Annotated in this window: 11 protein-coding genes; 5 read left to right on the forward strand and 6 right to left on the reverse strand. The window is 71.0% G+C overall.

The genetic code is table 11. From position 1 onward, the window contains the following. Window positions 1-103: 103 nt before the first annotated feature. The gene (locus tag ABD298_RS04985; RefSeq protein WP_344298542.1) at window positions 104-4195 is read left to right on the forward strand and encodes an FtsK/SpoIIIE domain-containing protein; all 4092 of its coding nucleotides are present in this window, start codon (window positions 104-106) and stop codon (window positions 4193-4195) included. Here ABD298_RS04985 and ABD298_RS04990 read toward each other — a convergent pair. Next, entirely contained in the window at window positions 4098-4538 is a 441-nt protein-coding gene (locus ABD298_RS04990; protein ID WP_344298543.1) for a hypothetical protein, read from the reverse strand. The genes ABD298_RS04985 and ABD298_RS04990 overlap by 98 nt on opposite strands. Before the next feature lie 245 nt (window positions 4539-4783). On the opposite strand from ABD298_RS04990, the gene ABD298_RS04995 reads away from it, so the two are divergent. Further along, window positions 4784-5032 (forward strand): WhiB family transcriptional regulator, encoded by a 249-nt coding sequence (locus tag ABD298_RS04995; protein WP_208709355.1) that lies wholly within the window; start codon window positions 4784-4786, stop codon window positions 5030-5032. 117 nt (window positions 5033-5149) lie between these two features. Here the strand turns inward: ABD298_RS04995 and ABD298_RS05000 are convergent, their stop codons facing one another. The 4 genes from ABD298_RS05000 to ABD298_RS05015 all read right to left on the reverse strand — a co-directional run bounded on the left by ABD298_RS05000 (window position 5150) and on the right by ABD298_RS05015 (window position 13562). Next, complete coding sequence (locus ABD298_RS05000) at window positions 5150-6622, reverse strand: sensor histidine kinase (protein ID WP_344298544.1); 1473 nt, start codon at window positions 6620-6622, stop codon at window positions 5150-5152. Window positions 6623-6738: 116 nt separating this feature from the next. Next, window positions 6739-11622, reverse strand: a complete 4884-nt coding sequence (locus tag ABD298_RS05005; RefSeq protein WP_344298545.1) for an NAD-glutamate dehydrogenase — start codon at window positions 11620-11622, stop codon at window positions 6739-6741. 54 nt (window positions 11623-11676) lie between these two features. Continuing rightward, the gene (locus ABD298_RS05010) at window positions 11677-12993 is read right to left on the reverse strand and encodes a CpaE/TadZ family protein (RefSeq protein ID WP_344298546.1); all 1317 of its coding nucleotides are present in this window, start codon (window positions 12991-12993) and stop codon (window positions 11677-11679) included. Then, window positions 12990-13562 carry an SAF domain-containing protein gene (locus ABD298_RS05015; protein ID WP_344298548.1) on the reverse strand — a complete coding sequence of 191 codons (573 nt, stop codon included), beginning with the start codon at window positions 13560-13562 and terminating at the stop codon, window positions 12990-12992. Before ABD298_RS05015 ends, ABD298_RS05010 begins: the two co-directional genes overlap by 4 nt. Window positions 13563-13827: 265 nt before the next feature. On the opposite strand from ABD298_RS05015, the gene ABD298_RS05020 reads away from it, so the two are divergent. Beyond that, window positions 13828-14049, forward strand: a complete 222-nt coding sequence (locus tag ABD298_RS05020) for a helix-turn-helix domain-containing protein (protein ID WP_344298549.1) — start codon at window positions 13828-13830, stop codon at window positions 14047-14049. Window positions 14050-14073: 24 nt separating this feature from the next. Here ABD298_RS05020 and ABD298_RS05025 read toward each other — a convergent pair whose 3' ends face one another. After that, the gene (locus ABD298_RS05025) at window positions 14074-14631 is read right to left on the reverse strand and encodes a hypothetical protein (protein WP_344298550.1); all 558 of its coding nucleotides are present in this window, start codon (window positions 14629-14631) and stop codon (window positions 14074-14076) included. Window positions 14632-14776: 145 nt separating this feature from the next. Here ABD298_RS05025 and ABD298_RS05030 point away from each other — a divergent pair, with 145 nt between their 5' ends. Next, complete coding sequence (locus ABD298_RS05030; protein WP_344298551.1) at window positions 14777-15655, forward strand: LysM peptidoglycan-binding domain-containing protein; 879 nt, start codon at window positions 14777-14779, stop codon at window positions 15653-15655. Between the two features lie 102 nt (window positions 15656-15757). After that, on the forward strand, window positions 15758-16465 hold the full coding sequence (locus tag ABD298_RS05035; RefSeq protein ID WP_344298552.1) for an Rv3235 family protein: 708 nt from the start codon (window positions 15758-15760) through the stop codon (window positions 16463-16465). Window positions 16466-16500 lie beyond the last annotated feature (35 nt).

The raw sequence follows: 16500 nt of genomic DNA on the forward strand, positions 1-16500 counted from the left end.
GGAGCTGCACTGCACGCTGGTCGTACCCGATGCCGGTCATCTGCAGTCTGGCCTGGCACGCCGCGACATCGTGGTCGACACCGCCAGGGGGACGTCAGGCAGCGTGATCCAGTCTGAGCTCACGGAACGCTACGGCGTGGGACCGCTCGCCATCGGAGGCAGCCCCCTGGAGGATCTGGTCGCGGGAACCGCGCCGCTGTGCAGCGGGGCCGTCCTCCTCCCGCAGTGGTGCGGCGGCTCCGTCGGCGCACCGCCCCTCGCCCTCGTCGTCCGGAATGGGCCCGCGTCAGGGACTGTGGTTCCCCTTCCCCGCGGGACGTTTAGGATCGGCAGGAGTCCCTCGGGACCCGGCCCGTGCATTGCGTTGGCCGATCCTGCACTGTCGCGCGACCACGCCGTCCTCGAGGTGACGGACACAGGTGTGGTGCTCCGCGACGCCGGCAGTGCGAACGGGACGTGGCTCGGTGGCCGCCGCGTGCGTGCCGCGCACCTCGCGGTGGGCGAGGGCTTCCGGATCGGCGCGAGCACCTGCGCGCTGGCATTCAGCTCTGAGGCCCCGCAGATCGATCCCGCGGCCGGTGGTGCGCCCGGCGAGACGCAGACGGTGCCCCAGAACGTTCCGCCGTCCCGGAGGGCCGCGCTGATCGCCATGGCCGTCCTGCCGCTGCTCCTCGGCATCGGGATGGCCCTTGCCACCGGCACGTGGATGTTCCTGGCATTCACCGCCGTCTCTGCGGTGTCGATCCTGTTCCCCCTCGCGGAGGCCCGTTCGGCCCGGCGCGACCTGCAGCGCCGGCTCCGGCGTGCCGCCGACGACGACGCCGACCGGCGCCGCCGCGCCTCACCGGACGCCGGACTGCTCGCGCGTGCCCAGGGATCCGCTCTCCCGCCAGCCGGTGCAGCAAGGAGTGCCGCCGCGATGACCGGGGTCCCCGCACGGCAGGCTGACGGGAGCCCGCGCGCCGGCGCCGCCGGGTCTCCGCAGTCGGGCCATCTCAGGCTCGGGACAGCTGATGTCCCTGCGGCCGTCGTGGTGACACCGCCCGGCCCGGCCGCTCCGATGATCCGCGACGCGCCCGTCACAGTGCCCGTGGACAGCGGGATCGCAGTGTCCGGCGCCGCGCGAGAGGCTGCAGGGCTCCTGCGGTTCGTGCTGCTGCAGCTCGCCCTCCTTCCGGCCTTCGCGGGAACTCGCGCGCTGGTGGCGGGCGGCCCGTCGTCCCTCAGGATGACCGCGCGGTTCCTGCCCCGGGTCCGAGTCCTTCCGGACAGCGTGATACTCGACCCAGCGTCGCTTGAGCGCGCGGCAGCCGCGGCACAGGAGGTGGTCGTCGTCGTCGTGCCGGGAGGAGGACCTGCCTGGGGCGGCCCAGTGGCTCCGCACCCGCAGGAGGCGCTCGTGCGCGCCGCTGCGGAGCGCGGATGGCCGCTCATCGGGCCGTCCGACGCCGTCGGGCCCGGTTCCGGGGCCGAGATCCGCCTCCGGTCTGGTCGGGCCGAACTGGTCACATTCGGAACGAGGACCGAGTTCATCCCCGACCTCATGCCGGCGCGGGCCTTCGAGACCGCGGCGCGGAGAGCCGGACTTCGCGGAAGCGACGAGGGCAGCGCAGGCCTGCCCGAGCGATGCGCCCTCGATGACGTGGTGCGCTTGGACGCCGACAGCATCCGCGCCGCGTGGCGGCGCAGCGCGTCAGCGCGGGGCCTGGCGGTCATCTTGGGCATGTCGGCCTCCGGCCCGCTCGCGTTCGACCTGGTCGCCGACGGGCCGCACCTCCTCATCGCCGGAACCACCGGCTCCGGGAAGTCCGAGCTCCTGCGAAGCCTCATCGCCGGGGCCGCGTCGGCCCACCCGCCCGACCGGCTGACCTTCCTGTTCGTCGACTTCAAGGGCGGATCGGGGCTGCAGCCACTCGCGGGCCTCCCGCACTGCGTCGGCCTGGTCACGGACCTCGCCGCGGGCGACGTGGACCGCACGCTCGCGTCACTGCGTGCCGAGCTCGTCCGACGCGAGAGGATGCTCGCCTCCGTGGGCGCTGCCGATCTGGACGACTTCGCGCGCCAGGGGGCCGCGGCCCTCCCCCGCCTCGTGCTCGTCGTGGACGAGTTCCGTGTGCTCGTCGACGAGGCGCCTGCGGCGCTGGCCGAGCTCATGCGGATCGCGACTGTGGGGCGTTCCCTCGGCATGCATCTCGTCATGGCGACACAGCGCCCCCAGGGCGCCGTGTCGAGCGACATCCGGGCAAACGTCACCTCCAGCATCGCCCTCCGCATGCAGGACGACGTCGAATCGTCGAACGTCGTGGGCAGTCCCGTGGCCGCGCGGATTCCCGTAGGCCTGCCCGGCCGGGCCTACCTGGCGGTGGGAACCGGACCGCCCGTCGAGTTCCAGGCCGCGTCTCTGGGAATAGGTGCCATCAGGCGCGCCCGGCCCCGCATCACCGTCGTGCCCGCCGAGCAGTGGGCAGCCCGCCCGGCCGCAGATGGACCGGGGGCGCTGCCCCTGTCCCCCGCGGACGCCGCCGCGCCTCTGGTCCGGACGGTTGCCGAGCTGTGGCGCAGCTGCGGCGGGGGGCCGATGCGGCGCCCCGTGGCCGCCCCACTGCCCGACCGGGTCGAGCTGCCCCGGCTGGTCGGCGAGGCCGGCACGACGATCGCGGACCGAGGCGGCGATGCGGCGGATCCCGCGTCCTCGGCCGGCCAGGGCATCGTCCGCCTCGGTATCGCCGACCTTCCGCACGAGCAGCTCACCCGCGAACTGGCCTGGGATCCCGCACGTCAGGGCCATCTGGCCCTCTGCGGACCGCCTGCCGCCGGGACAGCCCGCACTCTGGAATCGGTCGCCGCGCAGCTGGCCGGGTCGGCACTGGAACGCCACCTGTATGTGCTCGACGCCGATGGGACACTGCACTTCCTCCGGGACCATCCCCGCGTCGGCGCGCACGTTGACCTCGCCGACCTCGTCAGGGCCGCGCGGGTGATCGCGCGGCTGTGCGAGGAATCCACCGCGCGGCTCCACGCCGACCCACACGCGCGCATCCCGCTCGTGCTGGTCGTGAGCGGGTGGGGCAGCTGGATCTCGGCACTTCGCCAGAGCCCGCACGCAGCGGCGGAGGAAGCGCTCGCCGACATCATCCGGGACGGGCCTCCCGCGGGCATCACGCTTGTTGCGGCCGGGGAGAGGGAGCTCGTATCGTCGCGGGCCTTTGCTGGGATGCGGGCGCGCGTCTTCTTCCCGTGCGGCGCTCCGGAGGAGGCCCGCCTCGCGTGGCCGCGGCTCCCGGCCATGCTCCCCGTCCCCGGGCGGGGCGCAGCGCACGGGGCGCTGGCGGAACCCGCGCCACTCGTTCTGCAGTGCTACGCCGCTCCGGACCCAGCCCTCGCCGCCGCAGGGACTGCTTCCTCCCGCGCCCAGCGCAGAGGTTCACGGCCGTTCCGGATCGAGCCGCTGCCAGCCGTCGCCGATGCCGCCGCGATTGCCGCCGCTGGGGCAGAATCAGCCAACGGTGGCACGACGCCCGGACCCGGGCCGCGCCTCAGCCTCGCCATAGGGCTTGCAGGGGACGAACCGCGGCCGCTCCGCCTCAGGCTCGGGCCCGGCGACGTGCTGCTGGTCCTCGGCAGGCCCGAGTCGGGCAGATCATCGCTGCTGCGGGCGCTGGAGGTGATGAACCCGAAGGTCTGGTTCGTAGGCTTCCGTGCCGGGCAGCGAAGCCACGACTGGGAGGGGCTTCTTGCCGAACTGGGAGGCCGACTGCCGAGCGAGGCCCACACCAGGCGCCTGCCAGTCGTCCTGGCCGATGACGCGGACACGCTGGGCCCGCAGGAGAACCAGCTGCTCGCCCAGCTCGTCGAGGCCGGGGCTGCCGTCGTGGCGACGGCCGGCTACGGTGCAGGCCTCTACGCACGCTGCCCGATCGCGCTCCAGACCCGGTCCGGGGGCATGGGAATCCTCATTGGCCCACGAGGTCCCGCCGACGGGGACGCTTTCGGCGTGCGCATCGACGCTCTGCGGCCCTCCCCAGCAGGACGGGCAGTTGCGATTGTCGAGGGGCGTCCGATCGAGGTCCAGCTGGGATTCTCCGCAGAAGGCGACGTCACGGCTCGGGATGCTGGCGGCCGCTCCGGAGGGTCGCCGCAAGCACTCGCCGCTCGAAGAGGAGAAGGATGGCGGCAGCGGCCGGGACGAGGATGAGGAACCCGTAGACCGGGTAGCCACCGGTGAGGGTCGGCACGCCGATGGTCAGCGCAAAGAGCTGCGCGACCAGCGCACCCGCACGCGTCCACCGGAACCCGCGCCAGAGGAAGAGGGCCACGACCCCGAGCCAGATACCGAACAGCAGCAGGAGCACCATCGTGAACGCCGCACCGGCCGGAGACGTGGCTGCCTGCCCCGCGGCAAGCCACACCGCATAGAGGACTCCGAAGGCGAGGAGCGCCAGTGCCTCGACGGCGATGATGAGGACGAGGACGGCCAAGGTCCAGGGCCGTGCTCCGGGAGCATCGACGGCGCTCGGTTTGTCGGGGTTGCTGGGCACATGCGAACCCTACCGGACGCGCTCGCCACCTCCGTATCCGTCGAGCCCGACCTCGCCGGGCGGTGTGACGGATACCTCCCGCTTCCGAGCGGATTAGTGGGTCAGGACCCTTGTTTACACACAGTTAACGTGACAACCTTAACGGAGTTGACCGCGGGGCCCCCAAAGGCCCCTTTGCTTTGAGAGCACTCGTGAATCTTTTCACAAAGTGCCGATACCCCCGAGAAACGGAGTTGCACTTCCCCATGGACTGGCGTGATCGCGCGGCCTGCCTCGACAAGGATCCTGAACTGTTCTTCCCAGTCGGGAACACGGGGCCGGCCCTCCTGCAGATCGAAGAGGCCAAGAGCGTCTGCCGCCGCTGCCAGGTCATCGACACGTGCCTCCAGTGGGCTCTCGAGTCTGGCCAGGACGCCGGCGTCTGGGGCGGCATGAGCGAGGACGAACGCCGCGCACTCAAGCGCCGCGCCGCCCGCGCCCGCCGCGCCTCCTAGGACGCGTGCCAGGACCGCCTGGCGCACCCTGAACCCTCTGCCCGGGACAGCATCGCTGTCCCGGGCAGCTCTGTCTCGCCCTCAGTCCCTTCTCGCGGGCAGTGGCGCCGGCGCAGGCTAGTGGCGGGAGGGACGCAGCACGATCCGGACGCACGTGCCGCCGCCGTCCCGCTCGCCCCACTCGATCGTGCCGCCGAGTTCACTCGTCACCAGCGTCCGCACAATCTGGAGGCCCAGGCCCTCATGGCGGTCGGACGCGGCGGGAAGCCCCACGCCGTCGTCCTCCACCGTGACCTCGAGCATGGCCGCCCCCGACGGATCCTGGTACCGCTCGGCGGCGAGCCACACCGTCCCCGACCGGTCGGCGAGCCCGTGCTCGACAGCGTTCGTGACAAGCTCGTTGATCACGAGGGCAAGAGGGGTGACGAAGTCGCTGGGCAGCTCCCCGAACTCCCCGTGCCGCTCGGTGGCCACGTGCTGGCCCTCGGTCGCGACCTCGACGGAGAGCCTGAACTGGCGGGCGATGAGCTCGTCGAAGTCGACCGTCTGGGCCAGGCCCTGGGAGAGGGTCTCGTGCACGAGGGCGATCGTTGCCACCCGCCGCATCGCCTGCTCGAGGCCCTGGCGCGCCTCGTCGCTCTTCATCCGCCGGGACTGCATGCGCAGCAGCGCAGCCACCGTCTGGAGGTTGTTCTTCACGCGATGGTGGATCTCCCGGATCGTGGCATCCTTCGTGACCAGCTCCATCTCGCGGCGCCTGAGCTCCGACACGTCGCGGCACAGCACGAGGGCGCCGAACCGCTCGTGCTCGTCCCGCAGCGGGATGGCCCGCAGCGACAGGCTCACGCCGCGCGACTCGATCTCACTGCGCCATGGCATCCGGCCCGTCACGACGAGCGGGAGGGTCTCGTCGACGAGCCTTCGGTCCTTGAGCAGGCCCGTGGTCATCTCGGCCAGCGAGCGGCCCTCAAGGGACTCGATCCCGCCGAGCCTCCGAAAGGCCGACACGCCGTTCGGGCTCGCATACTGGACGATGCCGTCCGCATCGAGGCGGATGAGCCCGTCGCCGACGCGGGGAGCGCCTCGGCGGGAGCCGGTGGGCGACGCGAAGTCGGGCCACAGCCCGAGCGTCCCCATCCGGAGCAGGTCGTAGGCGCACTGCCTGTAGGTGAGCTCGAGCCGGCTCGGCATGCGCGAGCTGGAGAGGTCCATATGGGAGGTCACGACGGCGAGCGTGCGCCCGTTGCGGACGAACGGCACGGCCTCGACGCGCAGCGCCATCTCGGAGTTGAAGCTCGTCTCGTGGCTGCGCTCGATGGTCTGGCTCGCCCAGGCCTTGTCCACGAGCGGCTTGAGGTCCGACCGGATCCGCTCCCCCACGAAGTCGCTGTGGAAGACGGTGTGGGTCGTGGACGGACGCACGTGGGCCAGCGCGATGTACCCGTCCTCAGGATGAGGGAACCACAGGGCCAGGTCCGCGAACGCAAGGTCGGCGATGAGCTGCCAGTCGCCGACGAGGAGGTGGAGCCATTCGGCATCCCCGGGGCCGAACTCGGCATGTTCCCTGATGGGGTCCGTGAAGATGGCCACCTGCACCGCCTGTCGTGGATGCCCGGCCGGGCCGGGGTTTCGTCGTCGTGGAGCTGGCGGTGAACACGCGAAGGCCGCGGCGGCACGAGCCGCCGCGGCCTCATGCACCGTGCCGCCTAATGGCGCACGATCGACCGCAGCAGCCTCAATGCTACCGAGAGCGAGGCCATGTCGTCGCTCTCGAGGGCGTTGACCTCCGCGAACATCGCCGCCGCGCGATCGAGCTGCTCCCGATTCGCTTCCTCCCAGACCGCGAGCCGGGCGTCCGGGGCCGCCGAATCGGGTGCGGCGTCCATGACCGAACGGGTGAAGTCAGCGACCGTGGCGTAGAGGTCGTCCCGCAGCGCCGCCCTCGCCAGCGCCTGCCAGCGGTCCCGACGCGGAAGCGCCGTGATGCGCTCGAGCAGGTCGTCGACCCGGAACCGGTCGAACACCGTGTAGTAGACGGCGGCGACCTGCTCCACGGGCGACCCAGTCGACTGGGCGATGCGCGCCACGTCGAGCAACGCAAAGCTCTCGAAGAGCTCCGCCCAACGCTTCGCGAGCTCCTCGGGCAGGCCCCACGACCGGCCCCGCTCCAGCCAGGACATCACGCGGGCGGCGTCCTGGCCGCGGAGGTAGTCGAGCAGCCGGGCACGCAGCGTCGCCAGCGGCGGCCCGTACTGCCCGACCATTTCGGCGATGGTCTTGCCCGCGGTGCCCTGGTGCAGGAGCCAGCGCACCGCACGGTCGAGGAGGCGCCGGATGTCGAGGTGGACCATCGTCCAGTGTTCGGTGGGGAACGAGGCCGGCATGGCGTTGACAGCGTCCGTGAGCTCGTCGAGCCGGTACACCTCGCGCAGCGCAACGAACGCCTTGGCGACCGCGGCCGGCGTCGCGCTCGTCTCCTCGATGGTGCGGAAGGCGAAGGTGATCCCGCCGAGGTTGATCATGTCGTTCGCCACGGCTGTGGCGATGATCTCCCGGCGTAGCGGGTGGCTGTCGAGCTCCTCGTCGAAGCGCTCGCCGATCTCGCTCGGGAAGTACTTCCGCAGCGTGTCGCGGAACCAGGGGTCATCGGCGAGGTCGGATTCACGCAGTGCCTCGGTGAGCTCGATCTTCGCGTAGGCCGCGAGCACCGACAGCTCCGGCGACGTGAGCCCCTGGCCCTGCTCGACGCGCTTCTGGAGCTCCCCGGTGCTCGGGAGCGCCTCGAGGTCGCGCTTGAGGTCGGCCTCCTTCTCGAGCCAGTCCATGAGGCGCTCGAAGCTGGGGCTCCATTCGACGACCTTGGCCCGGTCGTTCACCAGCAGGATGTTCTGGTCGATGTTGTCCGCGAGCACGAGCCGCGCGACCTCGCCGGTCATCGAGGCCAGGAAGTCGGTGCGTTCGGAGGCCTGGAGCTTGCCTGCGGCAACCATGCGGTCCACGAAGATCTTGATGTTGACCTCGTGGTCGGACGTGTCGACGCCGGCCGAGTTGTCCATCGCATCCGTATTGAGGATGACGCCCTGGAGGGCCGCCTCGATGCGTCCGCGCTGGGTGAAGCCGAGGTTGCCGCCCTCCCCCACCACCTTGACCCGCAGGTCGCGGCCGTCGACGCGGATGGCGTCATTGGCCTTGTCGCCGACCTCGGCGTTCGTCTCGGTGCTCGCCTTGACGTACGTGCCGATGCCGCCGTTGTAGAAGAGGTCCACAGGTGCGAGGAGCACGGCCTTGAGCATCTCCGCCACGCTCAGCTGCGTGGTGCCCTCGGGCAGTCCGAGCGCGGTCCGCACCTCCTCGGAGACCGGGATCCACTTCGCCGAGCGCGGGTACACACCGCCGCCTGCGCTGATGAGGTCACGGTCGTAGTCGTCCCAGGACGAGCGCGGAAGCTCGAAGAGGCGACGCCGTTCGGCGTAGGAGGACGCGGCGTCGGGCGTGGGGTCGAGGAAGATGTGGCGGTGGTCGAACGCCGCCACGAGGCGGATGTGCTCCGACAGGAGCATCCCGTTGCCGAAGACGTCGCCGGACATGTCGCCCACGCCCACGACCGTGAAGTCCTCGGTCTGGGTGTCGTGGTCGAGCTCGCTGAAGTGCCGTTTCACCGACTCCCACGCGCCTCGGGCCGTGATCCCCATGGCCTTGTGGTCGTAGCCGACCGACCCGCCGGAGGCGAAGGCATCGCCGAGCCAGAACCCGTACTCCGCCGAGAGCCCGTTGGCGATGTCCGAGAACGTCGCGGTGCCCTTGTCCGCGGCGACCACCAGGTACGAGTCATCATCGTCATGGCGCACGACGCCGGCGGGCGGCACCACCTGTTCCCCCGCCTCGGTCGTCACCCGGTTGTCGGTGATGTCCAGGAGGCCGCGGATGAACGTCTTGTAGCTCTCGACGCCCTCGGCGAGCCATGCCGCGCGATCGGCGGCCGGGTCCGGAAGCCGCTTCGCGAAGAATCCGCCCTTGGCTCCCGTGGGCACGATCACGGCGTTCTTGACCACCTGCGCCTTCACGAGGCCCAGGACCTCGGTGCGGAAGTCCTCGCGCCGGTCGGACCAGCGCAGGCCCCCGCGGGCGACCTTGCCGAAGCGCAGGTGCACGCCCTCGACCCTCGGCGAGTACACCCAGATCTCGTACGCCGGCTTCGGCGAGGGCAGGCCCTCGATCTGCGACGGCCGCAGCTTGAGGCTGAGGTAGTTCCTGCCGAGGTAGAAGTTGGTGCGCAGGGTCGCCTCGATGAGGTTGATGAACGTGCGCAGGAGGCGGTCGGCGTCGAGCGTGGGGACCTTCTCGAGCTCTGCCATGAGCTCGGCGGTGACCTGGGCCGTCGCCTGCTCCCTCTCCCCGTCCGGGACCTGCGGATCGAAGCGGGCCTCGAAGTACGCCACGAGGCGGCGCGTGACCTCGGCGTTGTTCAGGAGCGTGTCCGCGATGAACCCGAGCGAGTTCGTGTTGCCGGTCTGGCGCATGTACTTGGCGTAGGCCCGGAGGACGACGACCTGGCGCGACCTGAGTCCTTCGCGCAGGACGAGGCGATCGAGCCCGTCTGACTCGGTCTCCCCGGCGAGCGCCGCTCCGAAGGCGTCGGCGAGCAGCTTCCCCGTGGCGAGCGGGTCGACGCCGGCCGGGTACTTGAGGCCGAGGTCGTACAGGAAGAACTCCCGCTCGTCGCCGGTCGTGATCTCGAAGGGTCGCTCGTCGAGCACCTCGAGGCCGAGGTTGTGGAAGTACGGGAGGATCTGGCTCAGGCTCTTGGGTTCGAAGAGGTAGAGCTTGACGCGCGCGTCCTCCTCGAGCGACTCGCCGGCTCCCTGGGGGAGGTACACGTGCACGGCAGGACGCTCGGGAGCCTCCTCCCCTTCCGCTCTCTCCGCCTCGAGGGCCGCCTGCTCCGCCGCGTAGGCCTCGAACCGCGTGAGGTCGTCGAGGGCGTCCTCGATGCTGTAGTCGATGCGGTAGGACTGCGGGAACGCCTCGCTCCACACGGCGGCCAGATGCTCGGCCTGCTCGAGGGGCCGGTTCTCGTGGAGCACCTGGGCGATCCCTTCGCTCCAGGACCTGGTGGCGGTGACGAGACGCTGCTCGAGGACGGCCGTGTCGATCGAGCGCAGGTCCACCCCGCCGCCCTCCGCGCTCTTGGGGAGCCGGATCCGGAAGTAGAGCCGCGCGAGGGCAGAGTCGCTCATGTGGGAGTCGTAGTCGATCGAGGACGAGTGGAACTCCCTCTCGAGCTCCTGCTCGATGCGACGCCGCACCGCGGTGTTGTAGCGGTCCTTCGGGAGGTAGACGACGGCGTTCATGAAGCGCCCGTAGATGTCGGGGCGAAGGAAGAGCCGTGTGCGTCGGCGCTCCTGGAGGCGCTGGATGCGGGTCACCGTGTTCAGCAGGGTGTCCACATCGATCTGGAACAGCTCGTCACGGGGATAGGTCTCGAGAATCGCGAGCAGGTCCTTGCCGGAATGGGAGTCGGCAGGGAAGCCCGACCGGCGCATGACCTCGTCGATCTTGTCCTTGACGATCGGGACCGTCCGGGCGGACTGGGTGTAGGCACTCGAGGCGAAGAGCCCGATGAAGCGCCGCTCGCCGTCGACCCGGCCCTGGGCGTCGAAGCGCTTGATGCCGATGTAGTCGAGGTAGGCGGGACGGTGGACCGTGCTGCGCGAGTTGGCCTTCGTGATGACGAGGGCGCGCCGTTCGCGCGCATGCTCCTGGCCCTCGGCCGTGAGGTGCTGGAGCGCGTGCGCGCCGTCCCCGCGGAGCAGCCCGAGCCCGCTGCCCTCGACGAGCTCGAGGACGTCTTCGCCGTCGGCCGTCGTGAGGTCGTACTCCCGGTAGCCGAGGAAGGTGAAGTTGCCTTCCTCGAGCCACCGGAGGAGTTCCTGGGTGGGGACGAGGTCGGGGATGTCCTCGGCGCCGGCGACCGTTCCGAGGCCGTCGGCGATCTCGAGGGCCTTGGTCCGCATGGGATTCCAGTCCTCGACGGCTGCCCTGACGTCCCCGAGCACCCGCTGAATGCCATCGATTAGCTCCGGCTTCTGCGACGCGGAGGCCCGGTTCGTCTCGATCGCGATCCAGGACTCGATGTGGGTGGCGTTGTCTCCGTCCGCGATGAGGGCGGAGAGCAGGGGCATGGTCGCCGTGTCGCCGCTGGTCATGCCCCACTGGGCAGGGACGCGGTCGACGGCGACGATCCCGTCATCGCTGCGGCGGCGGGTCACCACGAACATGGGGTGCACGACGAGATGGATGGGCGCGTGCTGGCGCACGAGCTCCGCGGTGACGGAGTCGACCAGGAACGGCATGTCATCGGTGACGATGTAGACGATACTCCGGCCGCCTTCATCGACGATGGCGACGTTGGCGGTGCCCACGACCCGCCCCTCGGCGACCTTCCAGTGCTGCCGTGCCCGTTCCTGGAGCGTCTCCGACGGGTAGGCCTGCTGGTCTTCCTCGGCCAGATGCTCGTAGTACTCGGCGAGGAACCGCGATTCCTGCTCGGCGGACGGGAAGGGGGTCTGCTGGGCAGTACCGGTCGACACGGGGCTCGCCTCCACTGGACAGGGCTGCCACTTCGCAGCGCTCTGACGACGAGCCTAGCGCGGGGCCTCTAGGCCTGCTTTGGTATCACGTCTAGCGAAACGCCTCTTTTGCTGGACAGGTGCACACACGAGCTCGGCGATGGCCTTCCGGAGACCCGAATCGGGAGCCGATTCGAGGAGGACCGAGCCGCCAAGGAGCGCCGCGTCGGCCGCAGCGCCGTCGAACGGGATCATGGCGCCCACGGGCACGCCCGGGCCGAAGCGCACCCAGGCCTCGCGCAGCGCGCGCTCGGGGAACCGCCCGATCGAGGACTGCCTGACCTTGTTGAAGACGACCGTGGGGCTCGCGCTCGGGACGGCCTGCTCCAGCTCAGAGATGGCCCGCACAAGGCGGGGCATGCCCACGGCGTCGGCTGCGCCCACGGCGAAGACCCGGTCGGCAAGCTCGAGCGAGCGCAGCGTTGCCGCGTTCCGGCGGGGCGCCATGGTGTCGAAGCTGAGCTCCTCGTCTGCCTCCAGACAGAAGGACACGTCCACGACGACGGCGTCGGCGACCTCTCGGCACCTCCCGATCACGTCGCCGAAGGCCGCCGCACGCAGCTCCGGCCACCGATCCGCACGGGTGAGGCCGGTGAGGACGCGCAGCGTCCCGCCACCGATGACAACAGGAGTCGCAATGCGCTCGAGCGCCTGGCCGTCCAAGAGTCCCTGGTCGGCGAGCCTGCAGGCCTGCGCGAGGCCGGCGGAGTCGTCGAGGAGCCCGAGCGCGGGCGCGACAGAGGCTCCGTAGGTGTCGGCGTCGACCAGCACGACGGCGCGCCCGTCCGCGGCGAGCTCGGCGGCACAGTTCACGGCGACCGTCGTCCGGCCGGGCGAGCCGATGGGCCCCCACACGGCGATCACCTCGCCCAGGCTCTCGGGGTCGCTGTCGTCCCCGCCGGAGCCGTCTGAGGCGTCCGCGGCGGGTTCGGCGAGCGGGCGGGCACCGGCGACCGCGAAGGACGACAGGGACACCGGGTCCTGCGCCACCTGCTCCACTGCGCGCCCGATGAGCCGCGCGAGCTCAGGCGCGGGGACGGATTCCGGCGCTGCGAACAGGCCGAGCGCGGAGAGTCTGGCCCGCTCGGCGTCGTCATCGGTGAGGCCGACCAGGGCGACTCCGACGGCGGCGAGCCGGTCCGCGAGTGTCGCAGTGATGTCCTGGGTGCCGCCCGCCACGACGGCGGCCCGGGCGAGACCGGTCTGGCAGGCGGCGATGAGCTCGGAGAGCTCGCCGCATCGCCTGACCACGGTGACCGGCCCGTGGAGCCGCTCGAGCGACCCGACGAGCTCGGCCTGGCCGGCGCCGATGGTGACCACGGGAATGCTCATCGCGTCCCGCCCGCGGGATTCCACACGAGCGAGACCTTCGCCTCGTTGGCCTGGGCGCCGAGGAGCTTGGGCAGTCTGGCGTCGTCGACCAGCACCAGCACGCGCGTCTCGCGGCTTCCGCCGAGCGTCGAGCTAGCGGCCTCGCGGTGCGCGATCTCGGCGCCCGGAACCAGGAGCACCGGTTCCGCGAAACCGTTGCGCCCATCGGGAAGAGCGACCCAGACGTCGACCCGGGTCCCCGGCAGGGCTTCCGCGGGCAGCGAATCCCCCGCGCTGATGGAGACGGGCTTGCGGTCCACCGCACGAGGCTCCCCGAGGCTCGACGCCGGGACGAGATCACCCTTCGCGACGCGCTGCAGCGCGACACGGCCCTCGGGAGGCGCGCCTGCGCGGAGGTATCGGCCTTCGGCGTCCCCCAGCCTGACGTCGACCTGCTCGAGCAGTGTCGCGTCGATCGGCTGTCCGACGGCGATGTCCTCCTTCGCGGAGTAGACCGGGACGGTCGCATCCGCGGCGTCGACGAGCGCGACGACTCCAGCGGTCGACGCCAGGACGAGGAGCAGGCCCACCAGAAGCCGCGGATCCTTCCACGAGGGCCGCGACATCCTCGCTCCGGGTGGGTTGGCGGCTGGGCTCCTCGAGCCTGAAGGCGTTGTGGTGATGGCAGCGGACATCGAGATCCCCCCTCGAACGCGGGCCGCACCCCGGCCCCCCGGCGACATTGTGTCCGGCGGGCGACGATCCGCCCAAGTCACACCACGTCAAAGTGGGTCAAACTGTGGATAACTCCGCCAATGAGTGTCGAATCAGTTCAGACGGTGGCAGAATGTGACCATGCCCCGTTTCCTGACGCTCGCGGATGTGTGCGAACAGCTCCAGATCAGCTCGGCGCAGGCCTACGCGCTCGTGCGCAGCGGCGAGCTCAAGGCCATCCAGGTCGGCGGCCGCGGACAGTGGCGGGTCGAGGACGTCAAGCTGGAGGAGTACATCCAGGCCAGCTATGCGAAGGCCGAGAAGATGCTCGCCGAGAACCGTCGCACGCACAGCGGGGGCTGACCGGACGTTCGCCGCGCCAGCCGCTCAGCCGCCGGACCGCACCGCCAGAAGCGCCGCGAACGTGATCAGCAGCGTGCGCGGCTGCCGCTCGTCGGGCGCCTCCGCGCCGTCGGCGAGCGTGACCTCGAGGTAGTCCCCGCCGACGACGTCGATCCTGCCGGTGACCGTACAGGGATCCGTCCTGCCCACGTCCACCATGCAGCCCACCACCGCGCGGTCGCGCGCGAGCGCACGCAGCCCTGAGGACAGCGAGAGGGACCGGCGTACGGCTGACTCCTCGCGCGCGGCTCGGCGTCCCGTGCCCGCGACTGTGGCAACCGCGTGCGCCGGGATCAACAGGCTCCGCGGTGGATCCTCCAGGACGAACCATGTGTCCGCGATCTGGCTCACCGTTCCCCGGCACCTCGTCCCGTGGCGCAGGAGGACATCGACCTGCCGCCCCGCACCAGCCCGCAGCCGGTCCGCCAGGAGCACCGCCGACTGCTCGGCGCGCACTCTCTCCGCGACTTCTGCCTCCAGATCGAGATGCCCCGCCGCGGCCATCTGCGCTTCGAGGTCTGAGAAGAGGGCATCCCATCGCATGCGTCAACCCTAGGGAACGCATCCCTTGCTGAGCAATCGCGCTCGCATTCTGCCATCACTGGACAAACCCTTATTCCGATGGTCAAACTGTATCTAACAGCATCAAACTGCATCGAACTGGCCGAGCGCCTATCTGGGGGATGACATGGAGAACACGCAGCGTCAGCAGGTCATGGCCGACGCACTGACCACCGCGGCAGTACTGGTCCTGGCGGCGGTGCTCGTCGTCGCAGGCACGATGCTTGCGGGCAGTCTCGCGCCGGGAGCCTCCGGCGACTGGCTGCGGATCGCACCGGGCGCGTTCGACGGCGGCACGCTCCCGGGCTTCGACGTCCTCCTCGGGCTCCTCGCGAGCGTCGCCGGGCTCGCGGTGGTGACCTGGTGGCTGCTCTCCATGGGCTTGGCCGTCACGGCGGCCCTGCTGGCTGCCGCCGGCGCGCCGCGCGCGTCGAGGATCACTGGGGCCTTCGCGCCGGCCTTCATGCGCAGGCTTGCCCTTGCTGTCCTCGGCCTCAGCCTTGCGGCCGCGCCTGCCGCGCATGCGGACACACTTCCCGATCCAACATGGCAGCCGTCGGTCTCGGTTCCCGCGACGCTCGCTGCCACGCTGCCCGCGTCCGCAGCCGCCGGCGCCGACACCCAAGCAGCACAGACTCCAGCAGCAGAGACCCCGGCAGCAGAGACAGCACCTGCCGAGGCGGCACCTGCGGAGACGACAGCCGCCGAATCCGGCCCCGAGCCGACGCCGCTCCCGCGGCCCGGCTGGACACCGTCCGCTCCTCTGGCCCCGACGGGCCTGCTCGTCCAGCAGCCGGCCCGGGGAGCAGAGGCCGCGGGGACGCCGACTGTCGAGGTCCGCCCCGGCGACACCCTCTGGTCGATCGTGGCAAGGCACCTCGGGCCGGGTGCCACGGAACTCGACATCGCTGCCGCCTGGCCCGACTGGTACACGGCCAACAGGGGTGCGATCGGGGACAGCCCGCATCTCATCCTGCCGGGCCAGCTCCTCACCGCACCCCGCTGAGACTCCCAGAGCTGAGACTCCCAGACTCCGACGCCCCCGGGACCCGAACCGCGCACAGGAACGTCCCGCAACCACGCCGCCGATCTGCAAAGGAAGCATGCCATGACATCACTCGCCGTCGTCGCCGGCTCAGCCGCGCTGGACGAGAAAACAGCACCTCGCTCTCCCGGACGCGCTGGTCCGTCGGTGGCCCGCCGCTCCTCGGATGCGGAAGCCGGGGACCCTGCCGCCGTGGTGCTCCACGTCGTCCCGGACGGACCGCGCACCGCTGACGTCCTCCGCTTCCACAGGCCGCGGCGGGAGCGGTCGGCGACGCCGGGACCAGACGTCCGGACCTCGGGGAACACGGCGCTGGCCCCCGAGCAGGCGGAGCGCCAGAGGCCACCTGCGAGAGCGCTGCGCGCAGTGGCCCCGCCTGACGAGGCCGGAGAAGTCCGGCACCTCGCCGCCTCGATCACCAGGGCCATCATGGAAGTCCTCGCGGGGGTGCGCCCGCTGCAGCAGCTGGTGCCGTGGCTCCACCGGGACCTGCTGGCGCCCATCGAGTTGCGCAGTGCCCTGTCGCGTCCCCGGCCGGCCCCGGGCCCCCGACAGGGGCGCGACAGGGACGCCGCCCGGATAAGCCCACCGAAGCTCGCCCTGGCCCACCGCGCGGTGTCCGTGCGCTCTGTCCACGCGGCCCGGGTGGCACCGGGGACCTACGAGATCGCGGTCGTCGTCGTCGACGCTCTGCGCTGCAGGGCGGTTGCGCTTCGCCTCGAGTCGGGCGACCGGGCCGCGTGGCAGGTCACCGCGCTCGAGATCGGCTGAGACGGCACCCAGTCGCCGCTTCGCGCTATTCGGCC

The sequence above is a fragment of the Sinomonas flava genome (genome assembly GCF_039531875.1).
GTDB classification, from domain to species: domain Bacteria; phylum Actinomycetota; class Actinomycetes; order Actinomycetales; family Micrococcaceae; genus Sinomonas; species Sinomonas flava.